Source organism: Streptomyces sp. NPDC111520, from assembly GCF_055635295.1.
Genome location: NZ_JBVKBW010000005.1, coordinates 440,267 through 456,121, shown reverse-complemented (window position 1 = coordinate 456,121; position 15,855 = coordinate 440,267). Strand labels below are relative to the sequence as shown.

The following is a 15,855-nucleotide window of genomic DNA, read 5'->3' as shown; positions in this document are numbered from 1 at the left end:
GTCGCCATGGCGAAGACCGGTACGACGACCCAGGGGCTGCGCGCGGCGATCGAGCGCAGCGGCTACTACCCCGCCCTCGTGGCAGAGGCCGTGGAGGCCTCCGTCGGTGGGGAGCCGGTCGCGTCGTACCTGGTCCACCAGGAGACCACCTTCGACGCGAACGAGGTCCGCCGGCACGTCACCGTCCTGGTCCTGACCAGCACCCGCTTCATCGTCAGCCACACCGACGAGCAGAGCGCCGACGACACCTCCCCGAGCCCCTACGCCACCACTTCCACCGAGTCGGTCAAGCTCGAGCGGATCTCGTCGGTCGTGTTGAGCCGGGTCGTCGCCAACCCCGAGTCGTACACCCCCGGCACCCTGCCCCGCGAGGTCGTGCTCACCATCGGCTGGGGCGCGGTCAGCCGCATCGACCTGGAGCCCGCCGCCTGCGGCGACCCCAACTGCGAGGCCGACCACGGCTACACCGGCTCCTCCACCGCCGACGACCTCAGCCTGCGGGTCAGCGAGGCGGGCGACGGCCCGGAGACCGTCCGCCAGGCCCTCGCCTTCGCGCAGGCGCTCTCCGAGGCGACCGCGAGCACCGCGAGCGCGGCCTCCTGATGGTCCATCCCGCCCCGTCCTACGAACCGCTGGACCCGTACGCCGCCCCCGCCCCGCGCTACGGCACCGGCTCGCTGAGCGACCTGCTGCCCGCGGTCGCCGCCGGGCTCGGCATCACGGGCGTCCCGCCGACGGCGCTCGACCTCGCGCCCGCGGACCGGGTCTGCGTGTTCCTCGTCGACGGCATGGGGTGGGAGCTGATCCGCCGGCATCCGGACGAGGCGCCGTTCCTCACCTCCCTGATGGCCGGCTCCGCCACCGGCAGCGGCCGGCCGATCACCGCGGGCTTCCCCTCCACCACCGCGACCTCGCTCGCCTCCGTCGGCACCGGCCTGCCGCCCGGCGCGCACGGCCTGGCCGGCTACACCGTGCTGAACCCGGACACCGGCGAGCTGATGAACCAGCTGCGCTGGCAGCCGTGGACCTCCCCGGCCGAGTGGCAGCCGCACCCCACCGTCTTCCGGCTGGCCCAGGAGGCCGGCGTGGAGACCTGCCAGGTCACCTCGCCCACCTTCGAGCACACCCCGCTGACCAAGATCGCCCTCAGCGGCGGCACCTTCCACGGGCGGCTCACCGGCGAGGAGCGCATGGACCTCACTGCCGAGCGGCTCGCCGCGTCCGACCGCGCGCTGGTCTACACGTACTACAGCGAGCTGGACTCCATGGGCCACCGGCACGGCGTCGACTCCGACGCCTGGCGCGGCCAGCTGATGATGGCCGACCGGCTCGCCCAGCGGCTCGCCGAGCAGCTCCCGCCGCGCAGCGCCCTCTACGTCACCGCCGACCACGGCATGATCGACATCCCCTTCGACCCCGAGTCGCGGATCGACTTCGACGAGGACTGGGAGCTGCGCGCCGGCGTCGCCGTCCTCGGCGGCGAGGCCCGGGCCCGCCACGTGTACGCCGTGCCCGGCGCCGCCGGCGACGTCCACGCGGTCTGGAGCGAGGTGCTCGGCGAGCAGATGTGGGTGGCCTCCCGCGAAGAGGCGATCGCCGCGGGCTGGTTCGGCCCCGTCGTGGAGGACCGGGTGCGCGGCCGCATCGGCGACGTCGTCGCCGTCGCCCGCGACGACATCGCGATCGTCGCCACCCGCTCCGAGCCGGGGGAGTCCACCATGGTCGGTCTGCACGGTTCGATGACCCCCGTGGAGCAGTTGGTGCCGCTGCTCGAGGTCCGCACCTGACGCGGCGCCGACCGCTCGCACAGCCCCCCTCGCACCACCCACCGCCCCGCCCCGAAAGGCCGCCGCCTCCTCATGCCTGAGCTCGTGTTCTTCTCCGGAACGATGGACTGCGGGAAGAGCACCCTCGCCCTGCAGATCGAGCACAACCGCTCGGCACGCGGCCTGCAGGGCCTGATCTTCACCCGCAACGACCGCGCAGGCGAGGGCGTCCTGTCCTCCCGGCTGGGCCTGGAGACCAAGGCCGTCGAGGCCACCGACGACTTCGACTTCTACGGCTACCTCGTCACGCACCTGTCCGGCGGCGCCCGCGCCGACTACGTCATCGTCGACGAGGCCCAGTTCTTCACCCCCGGCCAGATCGACCAGCTCGCGCGCATCGTCGACGACCTGCGGCTGGACGTCTTCGCCTTCGGGATCACCACCGACTTCCGCACCAAGCTCTTCCCCGGCTCCCAGCGGCTGATGGAGATGGCCGACCGGATAGAGGTGCTCCAGGTCGAGGCCCTGTGCTGGTGCGGCGCCCGCGCCACGCACAACGCCCGTACGGTGGGCGGGAAGATGGTCGTCGAGGGCGAGCAGGTCGTCGTCGGCGACGTCAACCGCCCGGGCACGGAGATCGGCTACGAGGTGCTCTGCCGCCGCCACCACATCCGGCGGATGACCGCGGCCGCGGCGCGTGCGGCGGCGATCTCGCCGGACGTCCTGCCGGTCGACTAGCTCCCGCTGCTCCCGCCGCCCTGCTGCGGCCGGGAGCGGATCACGGTGAAGACGGCGCCCTCGGGGTCCGCCACGGTCGCCAGCCGGCCGTGCTCGGAGTCGCGCGGGGTGCGGAGGACGCTGCCGCCCAGGTCCAGCACACGGCGCGCGGCGGCGTCGGTGTCGGCGACCTCGAAGTACGTCATCCAGTGCGCCCCGCGGTCGCGCGGCAGGGCCCGGCCGACGCCGTGGACACCGGCGACCGGACGGCCGGCGAGGTGGAGCGTCAGGTAGTCGAAGTCGGTGGAGACGACCGCGTCGGTCTCAAGACCGAAGACCACCGAGTAGAACGTACCGACCAGCGAGGTGTCGCGGGTGACCAGCTCGTTCCACACCGGTGCGCCCGGCTCGCCGGTGACCTCGGTCCCGCGGTGCCGCTTGGCCTGCCACACCCCGAACACCGCGCCCATCGGGTCCGACGCGACGGCCAGCCGTCCCGCGTCGTCCGCGTCGAGCGGGCCGACGCCCACCGTGCCGCCGCAGGTCCGGATCAGCTCGGCGGTCTTGTCGGCGTCGTCCGCGGCGAAGTAGGTCGTCCAGGCGACCGGCAGGTGCCGGTCCCCGGGCAGCTCGCCGATGCCGGCCACGCTCCTGCCGCCCAGCGTGGCGCGGACGTACGGGCCCAGGGAATGCGGACCGGGGTGGAACTCCCAGCCGAACAGCCGGCTGTAGAACTCCTGCGTGGCCTCGACGCTGTGGGCCAGCAGGCTGACCCAGCACGGGGTGCCGTGCGGGTGGCGGTTCCCTACCTCGGTCATCAATTCTCTCCTGGGGAGCAACGCTCGGGCTTGCAGGGGAAGTGCCACAGCGATGCTCGCACCACCGGGTGTGCCGCGGAACGGGGCCGTGCCGCGGGTTTCCCGCGCCGGGTGACCACAATGGGCTTATGCATCCTGTCATTACCGTAACCGAATTGGCCGCATTGCCGAAGGGCTCCCCGGGAGGCGCCGTCCTTCTGGACGTCCGCTGGCAACTGGGCGGCCCGCCCGGCCGTCCCGCCTACGAGGCCGGTCACCTGCCCGGCGCGCACTACGTCGACCTGGACACCGAGCTCGCCGGGACGCCCGGCGCGGCCGGCCGCCATCCCCTGCCGGACCTCGCGGTGTTCACCGCCGCCATGCGCCGCGCCGGCGTCGGCCCGGACCGCGACGTGGTGGTCTACGACGGGGGACTCGGCTGGGGCGCGGCGCGCGCGTGGTGGCTGCTGCGGTGGGCCGGCCACGAGCGGGTGCGCGTCCTGGACGGCGGGCTCGCGGCGTGGACGGCGGCGGGGCTGCCCCTGGAGACGGACGTCCCCGCCGACGAGGAGGGCGACTTCACCGCCACGCCGGGCGCGCTCGCCGTGCTGACCGCCGACGAGGCGGCGGCGCTGGCCCGCCGCGGTGTCCTGCTGGACGCCCGGGCGGCGGAGCGCTACCGGGGCGACACCGAGCCCATCGACCCCGTCGCCGGTCACATCCCCGGCGCGGTCAACGCCCCGACCACGGAGAACGTCGTCCCGGGCACCGGTGTCTTCCGCGCCGCCGGCGAACTGGCGGCGCGCTTCGGCGAGGCCGGCGCCACGCCGGAGACCGAGGTCGGGGTCTACTGCGGCTCCGGTGTCTCCGGCGCCCACGAGGTGCTGGCCCTGGCGATCGCCGGCATCCCCGCGGCGCTCTACGTCGGTTCCTGGAGCGAGTGGTCCACGGCGGGCCGCGACGTCGCGACCGGGCCGCAACCGGGCTGACGCGGCGCCGGCGCCCGGCCCGTCCGGAGGAGGGCGTGAGGACGGCGCGGAGGACGATACCGGGGCACCCCCTGCGGGGCGCCGTGCCCCGGTCAGTCCTGCTTCTTGCGCCGGCTCCCGAAGACGATCTCGTCCCAGCTCGGTACCGTCGCCCGCCGCCCCGGCCGCACCCCGTCCGCCTCGGCCTGGCGGTCGGTGGACCCGACCAGCCGGTCGCGGTGGGCGCCGACCGAACGCGGCATCAGGACGTCGGCGTACGCGGAGCCCGCGCCGGCGCTCGCGGCGGGGGCCGGCGGTGCCTCCTCCTCGGCGGGCGCCTCGGGGGCGTCCTCCGCGACCGACGCCGCGGCCGGCGTGTCGGGCGTGGTGGAGGGCGGGCCCGCCTGGGCGGGCACCACCATGTCGCCGCGGAAGCTGGGGACCGCCTCCAGGAGGCTGGTCAGGGAGTCGCGCTCCTCCTCCGCCCGCTCCTCGGCCGTGCGTTCGGCCCGCTCGGGCCGGTCCAGCGCGCGGTCGCGCGGCAGCCGTGCGATCCGCGGGACGAAGGGGTAGCTCGGCTCCTGCGCGGGCTCCTGGGTGGTCTCCCCGATGAGGGCGCGCGCCTCGTCGTCCACGGCCTGCACGAGCCGGCGCGGCGGGTCGTACGTCCAGCTCGCCGAATGCGGCTCACCGGCCACCCGGTAGACGAGGAGCACCTCCCAGGTGCCGTCGTCGCGGCGCCAGGAGTCCCACAGGACGCTGTCCTTCTCGGCGCCGCGCAGCAGCAGCCGTTCGGCGACGGCCTCACCGAGCTGCGGACCGGTGCTCTCGCCCTGCCGCCGCACCGCGGTCTTGCGGGCCCGCTCGGCCATGAAGGCGCGCTCCGCGAGGACGGGGCCCTCGAAGCGCCGGACGCGTTCCACCGGGATCCCGGCGAGCTGGGCGACCTCCTCCGCGGTGGCACCGGCTCGTATCCGCGCCTGGATGTCGCGCGGGCGCAGATGGCTCTCGACCTCGATCTCGATCTGGCCGAGCCGCGCGCGGTCGTTGCGGATGGCGGCACGCAGGCGTTCGTCGATCGGAAGGGTGTACTCCGTGCTGTCGGCAGCCTTGAGCACCAGTCGTGTGCCGTCGTTGCTGACAGCCACGACACGCAGTTCGGGCACGGTTACCTCCCGGGTGGTGCCTGCCGACGTCACGTGCGTCGCTGCTCCCGATGGACGAGTGTGACCTGCCCGGGTGCAGCCTGCCACAACCTTGCTGAGTTTCCCGGCGTGTCGGGCATGTGCCGTGACGCGCCGTTATGGCACGGTTACCTATTTGCAACGCTGAGTGACCGAACGAACCACTCGGCGTCACGTGTCTCCGGTTCGATCGACGGCACCCCGGGACGAGTGCGCCGTCTCCCCCCGGAGCCAGGATTTGTCACAGTACTCCATTTGGGCCACGTCGGTGGGGCGCCGCGCCGTCGAACTTCGCGCACGCCAAGGGAGTTGGGGCGGGATCTTTACAAAAACCCCACAAGTGGAACTATTCGCCCAGCACCCGCCGCAGGTAGTCGTTCCGGAACAACCGGTCCGGGTCGAGCCGGTCGCGCAGGGCGGTGAACTCCGCGAAGCGGGGGTATGCCTTCGCGAAGTAGTCCGCGTCCCGGGTGTGGATCTTCCCCCAGTGCGGCCGCCCCTGATGGTCGGTCATGATCTGCTCGACCGCCGTGAAGTACTCCTGGTACCGGCTGCCGCGGTACATGTGCACCGCGACGTAGGCGGTGTCCCGGCCCGAGGCCGTCGACAGGGCGATGTCGTCCGCCGGGGCGACCCGCACCTCCACGGGGAAGCTGATCCTGAAGCCCGAGGACTCCACCATCGACTTGAGTTCGCGCAGCACCTCCGCCGCGGCCTCGCGCGGCACCGCGTACTCCATCTCCACGAAACGCACACGTCGCGGGTGGGTGAACACCTTGTACGGGACGTCGGTGTAGCTGCGGGCCGACAGCGCCCGGCTGGAGACCTGCGCGATGCCCGGGATGAGGGAGGGGGCCGCCCGGCCCACGGCGCAGGCCGCCTGGAAGACCCCGTTGGAGAGCAACTCGTCGTCGATCCAGCCGCGTACCCCGGGGACCGGTGCCGCGGGACCCTGGCTGCGGTTGTTCCGCTTGGTGTTGCAGCCGTCGGTGTGCGGGAACCAGTAGAACTCGAAGTGCTCGTTCTCCTCGACCAGTTGGTCGAACTCGGCGACCACCCGGTCGAAGCGCATGGGCTCCTCCCGCGCGGTGAGCAGGAAGAGCGGTTCCACCGCGAAGGTGATCGCGCTGACCACGCCGAGCGCGCCGAGCCCGATCCGGGCGGCGGCGAACACCTCGGGGTTCTCCTGCGCCGAGCAGGTGAGCAGTGATCCGTCGGCGAGCACCAGCTCCAGCGCCGTGATCTGGGCGGCTATGGAGCCCGAGTCACGGCCCGTGCCGTGCGTGCCGGTGCTGGTCGCGCCGGCCGCCGTCTGCTCCATGATGTCGCCCATGTTCGTCAGCGACAGGCCCTCGGCGGCGAGCATCGCGTTGAGGTGCTTGAGCTGGACGCCCGCCTCCACCGTGATCGTGCCGGCCTCGCGGTCGATGCCCCGCACCGCGGTCATCCGCTCGGGCCGGATCAGCACGCCCGAGGTCGCCGCCGTCGAGGTGAAGGAGTGCCCGGTGCCCACGGCCTTGGCGGGGAGCCCGTCGGCGGCCGCCCTGCGGAGCGCGGCCGCCAGTTCGTCGGCCGAGGCGGGCGACTCGGTCCGCGCGGGCAGGGCCCGTACGTTGCCCGCCCAGTTACGCCATGTGGTCTTCCCGGTGGTTCTGTTCGTCGTAGCCATGCGCACGCGTCCCCTCCAGCTCCGGCGCCGGCTCCAGCCGGCGGTACCCCAGGAAGGCCGCCACCACGGCGAGCGCCGCGGCGGAGGCGGGTACCGCGAACGCGGCCCGGGCCCCCGCCGCGTCGATCACCCACCCGGCCAGAGAGGCGCCCAGCGCCACGCCGACCGCGAGTCCCGTGCTCGTCCACGTCATGCCCTCGGTCAGCTTCGCGCGCGGTACCAACTGCTCGACGAGGGCCATGGTGGTGACCATCGTCGGTGCGATGGACAGGCCCGCGACGAACAGCGCCACGGCCAGGAACGGCAAGTTCCCGACCAGTAGTGGCGGGATCATACTCACGCCCATGGCCGCCACGCCCAGCAGGAAGCGGCGGGAGGCCGTTCCGGCCGGCTTCATCAGGCCGAAAAGCACCCCCGCGAGGCAGGAACCCGCCGCGTACACCGCCAGCACCACGCTCGCCGCGGCCTTGTGGCCCTGCTCCTCGGCGAAGGCCACGGTGGTCACGTCCACGGCGCCGAAGATCGCCCCGGTCGCGACGAAGATCAGCACGAGGACCTGCAGCCCGCGGGAGCGCAGCGCGGAGCCCGGGGTGTGCTGCTCGCGCGGATGCGGCGCCGGCTCGGTGGCGCGCTGCGCGGTCAGCAGCCACGCCCCGGCCGCCAGGAAGAGCACCGCCAGCAGCGGCCCCGCCTCCGGGAACCAGATCGTGCACAGCCCGATCGACAGGATCGGGCCCACGATGAAGCAGACCTCGTCGACGACGGACTCGAAGGAGTAGGCGGTGTGCAGCAGCGCTGGCGATCCCCGGTGGATCATGGCCCAGCGCGCCCGGACCATGGCGCCCAGGCTCGGCGTCGTCCCCGCCAGCGCGACGCACACGAAGAGCGTCCAGTCCGGGGCCCCGGCTCGTACGCACACCAGCAGCGCCGCCACCGCCAGCACCGTGACCGCGGTGGCCGGGCGCAGCACCCGGCGCTGGCCGTAGCGGTCGACCAGGCGGGACACCTGGGGGCCCAGCGCCGCCGCGGCAAGCGCCAGGGTGGCGGCGAGCCCGCCCGCGATCCCGTAGCGGCCGGTGACCTGGGACATCATCGTCACGATGCCGATGCCGAGCATGGACAGCGGCATCCGGCCGATGAAACCCGCCGCCGAGAAACCCCTGGTCCCGGGAGTGGAGAAGATCGCGCGATAGGGACTGGACACAGGCGCTCCACGGCTTCGTCGCCGACGTCTCAAGGGGCGGGAGTAAGGAATGTGACTGCCCCACACAGCTTACAAAGGGAGCGCAAGCGGTTTTCGCCGGTTCCCCTGCCGTCACCGCCGGGTGGCAGGATCGGAACATGTCCGATCACACCGAGGCCGGCGCCGCTCCGTACGACGCACTGCTCCTGCTGTCCTTCGGGGGCCCCGAGGGGCCCGACGACGTCGTCCCCTTCCTGGAGAACGTCACGCGCGGCCGTGGCATCCCCCGCGAGCGCCTGAAGGAGGTGGGGCAGCACTACTTCCTGTTCGGCGGGGTCAGTCCGATCAACGCGCAGAACCGCGAACTGCTGCAGGCGCTGCGCAAGGACTTCGCCGAGCACGGCCTCGACCTGCCGGTCTACTGGGGCAACCGCAACTGGGCGCCCTACCTGACCGACACCCTGCGAGAGCTGGCCGGGGACGGCCACCGCAGGGTGCTGGTCCTGGCCACCAGCGCGTACGCCTCGTACTCGGGCTGCCGGCAGTACCGCGAGAACCTCGCCGACTCCCTGGCCGCCCTGGAGGCCGAGGGCCGTGAGGTGCCCCGCGTGGACAAGCTGCGGCACTACTTCAACCACCCCGGCTTCGTCCGGCCCATGGCCGATGCGGTGCTAACCGCGCTCGCCACGCTGCCCGAGGACGTCCGCGACGGGGCGCACCTGGCGTTCACCACCCATTCGATCCCCACCGCGGCCGCCGACACCTCCGGCCGGCCCGAGGACCACACCCGGGACGGAGCCGGCGGCGCCTACGTCGCCGAGCACCTCGACACGGCCCGGGTGATCGCCGACGCGGTGCGCGAGGCCACCGGCACCGACCGCCCGTGGAAGCTCGTCTACCAGTCCCGCAGCGGCGCCCCGCACATCCCGTGGCTGGAGCCCGACATCTGCGACCACCTGGAGGAGCTGCACGCCTCCGGCGTCCCGGCCGCCGTCATGGTGCCGATCGGCTTCGTCTCCGACCACATGGAGGTCAGGTACGACCTCGACACCGAGGCGACCGCCAAGGCCGCGGAACTGGGCCTGCCCGTCGCCCGCGCCGCCACCGTGGGCGCCGACCCGCGGTTCGCCGCCGCCGTCCGCGAGCTGGTGCTGGAGCGCGCCGCCACCGAGCGGGGCCTGGCCCCCGAGCGCTGCGCGCTGGGCGCCCTCGGGCCCAGCCACGACGTGTGCCCGGTGGGCTGCTGCCCGGCGCGCAGCCCCCGGCCCGCAGCCGCCGGCGCCGAGTGACCGACCGACCCGAACGCACGAGGAGTGCCGTGACCGACCACCTCAAGGACGAACTCCTGGCCGTGGCCCTCGAGGCCGCCCGCAGGGCCGGTGAGCTGCTGCGCGACGGCCGGCCCGCCGACCTCGGCGTGGCCGCCACCAAGAGCAGCCCCATCGACGTCGTCACCGAGATGGACATCGCCGCGGAGAAGCTGATCGCCTCCTTCATCACCGAGCGCCGCCCCGACGACGGCCTCCTCGGCGAGGAGGGCGTCAGCGTCCCGGGCAGCAGCGGCGTCCGGTGGGTGATCGACCCGCTGGACGGCACCGTGAACTACCTGTACGGCCTGCCGTCGTGGGCCGTGAGCATCGCGGCCGAGCTGGACGGCGAGACGCTCGTCGGGGTCGTCGAGGCCCCGATGCGCGCCGAGAGCTACCGCGCGGTGCTGGGGCGGGGCGCCTGGGTCAACGACCGGCAGGCGGCCGTCCGCCCGGCGCCGCCGCTCGACCAGGCGCTGGTCGGCACCGGCTTCGGCTACCTGAAGGAGCGCCGGGAGGGCCAAGCGAGGGTACTGCGCGAGCTGGTGCCGCAGGTGCGGGACATCCGCCGTGGCGGATCCGCCGCCATCGACCTGTGCGACGTGGGCTGCGGCCGCCTCAACGCCTACTACGAGCGCGGCCTCAACCCGTGGGACTACGCGGCGGGCGCCCTGTTCGCCCGCGAGGCCGGCGCCCTGACCGGCGGCCGTCCGGGAGTGCCGGAGTCCACGGAGCTCACCGTCGCGGCCCCGCCGGGGCTCTTCGAGCCCCTGCAGCGGCGGCTCGACGAACTCGGCGCCTGGCACGACTGAGGTCCGCCACCGCCCCCTCCCCGCGAAGGCCCGCCGCCCGGCACGGATCCGGCGGCGGGCACGCGAACGCCCCGGCACCCGTGCAGGTGTCCGGGGCGCGGCGTTCGGCTGTGCCGCCCGGGGGATCTCAGGCGATCTTGGGCAGCACCTGGACGCCGTGCTCGGCGGCGAGGCGGCGCAGGTCGGCCAGTTCCGCCTCCTCGACCTCGGCCAGGAAGTCGTCCCCGTCCTCGCGGGCGCGCAGAAGGTCGGATTCGGTGCTGTGTATGCGCTGCAGGATTCCAGTGGTGAATGCGTCCATCAGGTGGCGCCCCCTCGTCGTCGTGGGTTGACACAGGGATATTCGTCTTCGTGCGATGTGCGGGGTCGTGCACAGGTCTTGTCGGGGGACCCCTCGGACCGCACAGCGGCTATTGCCACGGGAGTTGCGGACGCCCTGCGGGCGTGATCGGGGGTGTGCAGTCGTCCTCCCCAGGCCCGCCGGAGGGGAAACCTCCGGGACGCGGAGAATTCGGCGCCGGGTCCTCTTACCCCTGTTTTACGGCCGTCCGGTGCAGGATGGAGGGGCGTTCGGCCTGCGCGGGCGGGCCGTGCACGGCTCTTTGAGACACGGCTCTTCGAGAAGTGCCTAGGGAAGGAACAGCGCCTTGCGCGTACTGGTCGTCGAGGACGAGCAACTGCTCGCCGATGCGGTAGCCACCGGACTGCGCCGTGAGGCCATGGCCGTCGACGTCGTCTACGACGGCGGTGCCGCCCTGGAGCGGATCGGGGTCAACGACTACGACGTCGTGGTCCTCGACCGCGACCTGCCGGTCGTCCACGGGGACGACGTGTGCCGCAAGCTCGTGGAACTCGGTCTGCCGGCCCGCGTGCTGATGCTGACCGCCGCCGGCGACGTCAGCGACCGCGTGGAGGGGCTGGAGCTGGGCGCCGACGACTACCTCCCCAAGCCCTTCGCCTTCACCGAGCTGACCGCCCGCGTACGGGCCCTCGGGCGCCGTACGACCGCGCCGCTGCCGCCCGTGCTGGAGCGCTCCGGGATCAAGCTGGACCCCAACCGCCGCGAGGTCACCCGGGAAGGCCGGCAGGTGCAGCTGGCGCCCAAGGAGTTCGCGGTGCTGGAGGTGCTGCTGCGCAGCGAGGGGGCCGTGGTCTCCGCGGAGCAGTTGCTGGAGAAGGCCTGGGACGAGAACACCGACCCCTTCACCAACGTCGTGCGGGTCACGGTGATGACCCTGCGCCGCAAGCTCGGCGAGCCCGCGGTGATCGTCACCGTCCCGGGCTCCGGATACCGGATCTGACCCGCCGTGCCCGCGCCCTCGTCGTCGCCGACGACCCCGCCAACGTCGCAGGCCATCCCGCCCAGGCCCACCTGGGACCCGAAACCGGCCGCCCGGCCGATGCCGCTGCTGCGTCCCACGATCCGGATAAGGCTCACCCTGCTCTACGGCGGCATGTTCCTGATCGCCGGGGTGATACTGCTGTGGATCATCTACATGCTGGCCGCCCAGGCCATCCGCCAGGGCACCGAGGCGCAGTTCCACGTCGAGGCGGGCCGGCTGTCGCTCACCGGGCTGTGTCCGGAGCTGCCCACCGGCCCGACCAACCCGGACGCCTTCAACAAGGCCTACGTCCACTGCCTGGCCGTGCAGCGCGAGACCGCGCTGAACGTCCTGCTGAAGCGCTCCCTCTTCGCGCTCGTCGGCCTCGCGGTGCTCGCCTTCGCCTTCGGCTACCTGCTGGCCGGCCGGGTGCTGGCGCCGCTGGGCCGGATCACCCGCACCGCGCGCGGCGTGGTCAGCTCCGACCTGACCCAGCGGATCCACCTGACCGGCCCGGACGACGAGCTCAAGGAGCTCGCCGACACCTTCGACGACATGCTGGAGCGCCTGGAGCGGTCCTTCGACGCCCAGCGCCGCTTCGTCTCCAACGCCTCCCACGAGCTGAGAACGCCGCTGGCGATCACCCGCACGCTGCTGGAGGTCCAGCTCGCCGACCCCGACGCCTCACCGGACATGGAGCAGCTGGGCAAGAACCTGCTCGCCACCAACACGCGCAGCGAACAGCTGGTGGAGGGTCTGCTGCTGCTCGCCCGCAGCGACAACGAGATCGTCGACCGCAAGCCGGTGGACCTCGCTGAGGCGGCCACCCAGGCGCTGGAACAGACCCGCGCCGAGGCCGACGCCAAGGGCGTGGAGCTGCGCGCCGCGCTGGGCGAGGCCGTCGTGCAGGGCAACGGGGTGCTGCTGGAGCGCATCGCGCTGAACCTGGTGCAGAACGCGGTCCGGTACAACGTCGCCGAGGCGGGCCGGGTGGAGGTCACCACGGGCGTCGAAGCGGGCTCCGCGGTCCTGACGGTCGCCAACACGGGACCTGTCGTCCCCGCGTACGAGATCGACAACCTGTTCGAGCCCTTCCGCCGGCTGGGCACCGAGCGCACCGGCAGTGACAAGGGCGTGGGCCTTGGCCTCTCGATCGCCAAGTCCGTCGCCCGGGCCCACGGAGGCACGATCTCCGCGGTCCCGCGCGAGGGAGGTGGCCTGGTCATGCGGGTTGTCATCCCCGTGTGACCCGTCACACGACACCCCCGGGGGCGTGTTCGCTTTGCGCTGAATTTTGCGGTCTGCGCGCCTCGGGGGCATGCTGTGAGCGATCACACATACGATTCCGGCCTCGGGTACTCTGCGTGATTGCGACCTCCGGGAAAAGACCGGAAAAATCCATGTTTCCGCAGGTCATGATCACGGGAAGTACACGTGGAGGCGCGAGCAAGGTGCGACAAGTGGGCCGTTTCCGGTCATCACCGGCAGCGGATGGGATCACCTCTTCGGGGGTGCGGTTGGGTGTCGATTGAGTAACGGCACTTGATGTAAGGCAAAATCTCCGCTTCGGGCCGGGCACAAGACCGGCCTCCCATGCGTTACGAGCGCTGGAGACACCGCAGACACCCAGAGGGGGAGAGCGATACATGGCTACTGATTACGACACCCCACGCAAGACCGACGATGACGTCAACGAGGACAGCATCGAGGAACTGAAGGCCAGGCGGAACGACAAGTCGACCTCCACGGTCGACGTGGACGAGTACGACCAGGCCGAGTCCCTGGAGCTGCCCGGAGCCGACCTCTCCAACGAGGAGCTGTCGGTCCGGGTGCTGCCCCGGCAGGCGGACGAGTTCACCTGCATGAGCTGCTTCCTCGTGCACCACCGCAGCCAGCTGGCCACGGAGAAGAACGGCAACCCGATCTGCCGCGACTGCGCGGCCTGACGGGCAGCCGGACCGTGGCGAGCGACGACGAGCGAGGCCATGAGGCCTCGCTCGCGGGCGCATCGGAGGGACCGGCGGGCGATCCCGTCCCGTTCCGTCCCCCCGGCCGTGCCGCACGGGCACGGGCACGCGCCAAGGCGGCGCTGAACACCTTCGTCGACGGGCTCGTCGAGACGGCCCCGAGGGTCCCCGTGCGGGACCTGGAGACGCTTCGCCGGCAGTTCCCCGGGCTCGGGCCCGAGGAGCTGGCCGACAAGCTGGTGAACGCCGCCACGGTGGGCACCGCGACGGTCGGCGCCGGCATCGGCGCCGCCGCCATGCTGCCGACCCCGCCGGCCATGCCGGCGGAGCTGGCCTCCGAGACGCTCGGGGTCGCCCTGGTCGAGTACAAGCTCATCGCCGAACTGCACGAGGTCTACGGGCTGCGCGCCCCGGGCACGCTGCGGCAGCGGTCGATGATGTACCTGGCCGAGTGGACCGAGCGGCGCGGCATCGACTTCTCCAAGCCGTCCACCCTGAACATCGCCCTCGGCGGCAGGATGAAGCGGGAGCTGCGCCAGCAGCTGCTGAAGCGCACCATGCGCAACCTGCCGACGCTGACCCCGTTCATGGTCGGCGCGGCCGTCGGTGCCGTGATGAACCGGCGCGACACCAAGAAGCTCGCGGAACAGATCCGCAAGGACCTGCGCCTGCGCCAGGTGCCCTGGGGCCTGCTGTCCGCGGAGGAGGAACCCCCGCCCGCCCTCGGGCCCGGCGGCTGAGCCGCCAGGCCCCGGGCGCCCCGTGCCGGAGCGATCAGGCGCGCACGTCCCGCAGGGCCGCGGCCAGGCGCTCGGGGGAGCGGGTCGACAGGTACAGGTACGGCGTCGGGTCGTCCGGGTCGCTGACCTCGACCTTCAGCGCCGTCGGCACGTAGGCGCGCAGCAGCATGAAGGCCCGCGGATCGGCCTTGTGCGACCGCCAGGCCAGCGCCTCGTCCCGGTCCAGCACGGTGGCCTCGCCGAGCGCCGTCACCGGGATCTTCGCGTCCCCGGCCACCAGCGAGCCGGCGACCACCCGCAGCCGCGGGGAGCCGTAAGCGCTGACCAGGGCCGCCCCGACGGCCGTGCCGCCGACGAGCCCGCCGAGCAGCGCCAGGGGCCCGAGGGGCAGCAGGATCAGCGCCAGCGAGACGCCCGCGCCGACGGCGAGGCCCCACCACGAACGCGGCGCGGTCAGCCGCTCCTCATAGCTCATGACGGTCATGACACCCAGCTTGTCATGCCGCCCTGTCAGCGCCCGCCCCGGGACCGCAGCCTCGTGAGCGCGTGCGCGGCGCGCGGGGGACGCCGCAGTCCCGTGGCGACCTGCTTGGCCCAGTCGGTCGCGGCCGTCGGCAGGGCGGCGTCCAGGACCGCGGAGGACCGGGCGTCGGTGCCCACCAGGTAGCGGGGGAGCGGACGCGGCGCCGAGAGCGCCTTCAGGACGGTGCGCGCCACCGGACGCGGCGAGGGCAGCTCCCGCTTGATCATCTCCTCCGCGGCCTCGTACTGGTGCCGGTAGGCCGAGTTGCGGCGCTGCGGCAGCCGGCTCGCGCCGCGCTGCCAGATGTCCGTGCCGTACGGGCCAGGCTCCACCAGGACGACCTTGACCCCGAACGGGGCCGCCTCCATCCGCAGCGCGTCCGTCATCGCCTCCAGGCCCTGCTTGCTGGCGCAGTACCAGCCGAGCAGCGGCATCGAGACCCGCCCGGAGATCGACGAGATGTTGACGATCCGCCCCGCCCGCCGGGCCCGCATCGTGGGCAGCACCAGCCGGGCGATGCGCGCCGGGGCCACCAGGTTGGTCTCCAGCTGCTGCCGCACCTGCTCGTCGTCCACGTCCTCGATCGCACCGGGCTGGGCGATCCCCGCGTTGTTCACCACCGCCCAGGGGCCGCCGTCCGTCATCGTGGCGATCTCGGTGAACGCCCGGACGGAGGAGGTCGCGTCCGTGACGTCCAGCAGCACGGTGCGCACCGACGCGCCGGTGCGCCCGACCGCCTCCCGCAACGCCTCCGCCTTCTCCTCGCTGCGTACCGTCCCGATGACGTCGAAGCCGGCGTGGGCCAGTTCGAGGGTGGTGGCGAGGCCGATCCCGCACCCGGCTCCTGTGACGACGACGGACCTGGGGGTCATGTGGTGCTCCAAGGGAGGGTGCTCCGGT

Annotated in this window: 17 protein-coding genes; 10 read left to right on the top strand and 7 right to left on the bottom strand. The window is 72.8% G+C overall.

The window, feature by feature from the left end; all coding sequences use genetic code 11:
• Positions 1 to 6 precede the first annotated feature (6 nt).
• The 3 genes from ACZ7MY_RS14335 (at position 7) to ACZ7MY_RS14325 (ending at position 2,504) form a co-directional block, all read left to right on the top strand.
• Positions 7 to 603, top strand: a complete 597-nt coding sequence (locus ACZ7MY_RS14335; protein ID WP_499601838.1) for a DUF5998 family protein — start codon at positions 7 to 9, stop codon at positions 601 to 603.
• Positions 603 to 1,787 carry an alkaline phosphatase family protein gene (locus tag ACZ7MY_RS14330; RefSeq protein ID WP_499601837.1) on the top strand — a complete coding sequence of 395 codons (1,185 nt, stop codon included), beginning with the start codon at positions 603 to 605 and terminating at the stop codon, positions 1,785 to 1,787. Before ACZ7MY_RS14335 ends, ACZ7MY_RS14330 begins: the two co-directional genes overlap by 1 nt.
• Before the next feature lie 72 nt (positions 1,788 to 1,859).
• The gene (locus ACZ7MY_RS14325; RefSeq protein ID WP_499601836.1) at positions 1,860 to 2,504 is read left to right on the top strand and encodes a thymidine kinase; all 645 of its coding nucleotides are present in this window, start codon (positions 1,860 to 1,862) and stop codon (positions 2,502 to 2,504) included.
• On the opposite strand, the gene ACZ7MY_RS14320 is transcribed toward ACZ7MY_RS14325, so the two are convergent.
• Positions 2,501 to 3,301: a VOC family protein gene (locus tag ACZ7MY_RS14320; RefSeq protein ID WP_499601835.1), complete on the bottom strand. Its 801-nt coding sequence runs from the start codon at positions 3,299 to 3,301 to the stop codon at positions 2,501 to 2,503. The two genes, ACZ7MY_RS14325 and ACZ7MY_RS14320, sit on opposite strands and share 4 nt — an antisense overlap.
• A gap of 128 nt (positions 3,302 to 3,429) precedes the next feature.
• Between ACZ7MY_RS14320 and ACZ7MY_RS14315 the strand changes: the two genes are divergently transcribed.
• Positions 3,430 to 4,269, top strand: a complete 840-nt coding sequence (locus tag ACZ7MY_RS14315) for a sulfurtransferase (protein WP_499601833.1) — start codon at positions 3,430 to 3,432, stop codon at positions 4,267 to 4,269.
• Between the two features lie 92 nt (positions 4,270 to 4,361).
• Here ACZ7MY_RS14315 and sepH read toward each other — a convergent pair whose 3' ends face one another.
• From sepH to ACZ7MY_RS14300, 3 genes are all read right to left on the bottom strand, one after another.
• Positions 4,362 to 5,447 (bottom strand): septation protein SepH, encoded by a 1,086-nt coding sequence (gene sepH, locus ACZ7MY_RS14310; RefSeq protein WP_499601832.1) that lies wholly within the window; start codon positions 5,445 to 5,447, stop codon positions 4,362 to 4,364.
• A 331-nt stretch (positions 5,448 to 5,778) separates the two neighbouring features.
• Complete coding sequence (locus tag ACZ7MY_RS14305) at positions 5,779 to 7,101, bottom strand: D-arabinono-1,4-lactone oxidase (protein WP_499601831.1); 1,323 nt, start codon at positions 7,099 to 7,101, stop codon at positions 5,779 to 5,781.
• Entirely contained in the window at positions 7,058 to 8,305 is a 1,248-nt protein-coding gene (locus tag ACZ7MY_RS14300) for an MFS transporter (RefSeq protein WP_499601830.1), read from the bottom strand. Before ACZ7MY_RS14300 ends, ACZ7MY_RS14305 begins: the two co-directional genes overlap by 44 nt.
• A gap of 137 nt (positions 8,306 to 8,442) precedes the next feature.
• On the opposite strand from ACZ7MY_RS14300, the gene ACZ7MY_RS14295 reads away from it, so the two are divergent.
• Both ACZ7MY_RS14295 and ACZ7MY_RS14290 read left to right on the top strand, forming a co-directional pair.
• Positions 8,443 to 9,573, top strand: coding sequence for a ferrochelatase (locus ACZ7MY_RS14295; RefSeq protein ID WP_499601828.1), 1,131 nt, complete (start codon positions 8,443 to 8,445; stop codon positions 9,571 to 9,573).
• A gap of 29 nt (positions 9,574 to 9,602) precedes the next feature.
• Positions 9,603 to 10,403, top strand: coding sequence for an inositol monophosphatase family protein (locus ACZ7MY_RS14290; RefSeq protein ID WP_499601827.1), 801 nt, complete (start codon positions 9,603 to 9,605; stop codon positions 10,401 to 10,403).
• Between the two features lie 127 nt (positions 10,404 to 10,530).
• Here ACZ7MY_RS14290 and ACZ7MY_RS14285 read toward each other — a convergent pair whose 3' ends face one another.
• Positions 10,531 to 10,704 carry a hypothetical protein gene (locus tag ACZ7MY_RS14285; protein WP_319132283.1) on the bottom strand — a complete coding sequence of 58 codons (174 nt, stop codon included), beginning with the start codon at positions 10,702 to 10,704 and terminating at the stop codon, positions 10,531 to 10,533.
• A 346-nt stretch (positions 10,705 to 11,050) separates the two neighbouring features.
• On the opposite strand from ACZ7MY_RS14285, the gene ACZ7MY_RS14280 reads away from it, so the two are divergent.
• The 4 genes from ACZ7MY_RS14280 to ACZ7MY_RS14265 all read left to right on the top strand — a co-directional run bounded on the left by ACZ7MY_RS14280 (position 11,051) and on the right by ACZ7MY_RS14265 (position 14,432).
• Positions 11,051 to 11,704 (top strand): response regulator transcription factor, encoded by a 654-nt coding sequence (locus ACZ7MY_RS14280; RefSeq protein WP_499601826.1) that lies wholly within the window; start codon positions 11,051 to 11,053, stop codon positions 11,702 to 11,704.
• 99 nt (positions 11,705 to 11,803) lie between these two features.
• On the top strand, positions 11,804 to 12,973 hold the full coding sequence (locus tag ACZ7MY_RS14275) for a sensor histidine kinase (RefSeq protein ID WP_499601825.1): 1,170 nt from the start codon (positions 11,804 to 11,806) through the stop codon (positions 12,971 to 12,973).
• 398 nt (positions 12,974 to 13,371) lie between these two features.
• Complete coding sequence (locus ACZ7MY_RS14270) at positions 13,372 to 13,671, top strand: DUF4193 family protein (protein ID WP_450393077.1); 300 nt, start codon at positions 13,372 to 13,374, stop codon at positions 13,669 to 13,671.
• Positions 13,672 to 13,685: 14 nt separating this feature from the next.
• On the top strand, positions 13,686 to 14,432 hold the full coding sequence (locus ACZ7MY_RS14265) for a hypothetical protein (protein ID WP_499601824.1): 747 nt from the start codon (positions 13,686 to 13,688) through the stop codon (positions 14,430 to 14,432).
• A 34-nt stretch (positions 14,433 to 14,466) separates the two neighbouring features.
• Here the strand turns inward: ACZ7MY_RS14265 and ACZ7MY_RS14260 are convergent, their stop codons facing one another.
• Entirely contained in the window at positions 14,467 to 14,916 is a 450-nt protein-coding gene (locus ACZ7MY_RS14260) for a DUF3093 domain-containing protein (RefSeq protein WP_499601823.1), read from the bottom strand.
• Positions 14,917 to 14,942: 26 nt separating this feature from the next.
• On the bottom strand, positions 14,943 to 15,827 hold the full coding sequence (locus tag ACZ7MY_RS14255) for an SDR family oxidoreductase (RefSeq protein WP_499601821.1): 885 nt from the start codon (positions 15,825 to 15,827) through the stop codon (positions 14,943 to 14,945).
• Between the last annotated feature and the right edge of the window lie 28 nt (positions 15,828 to 15,855).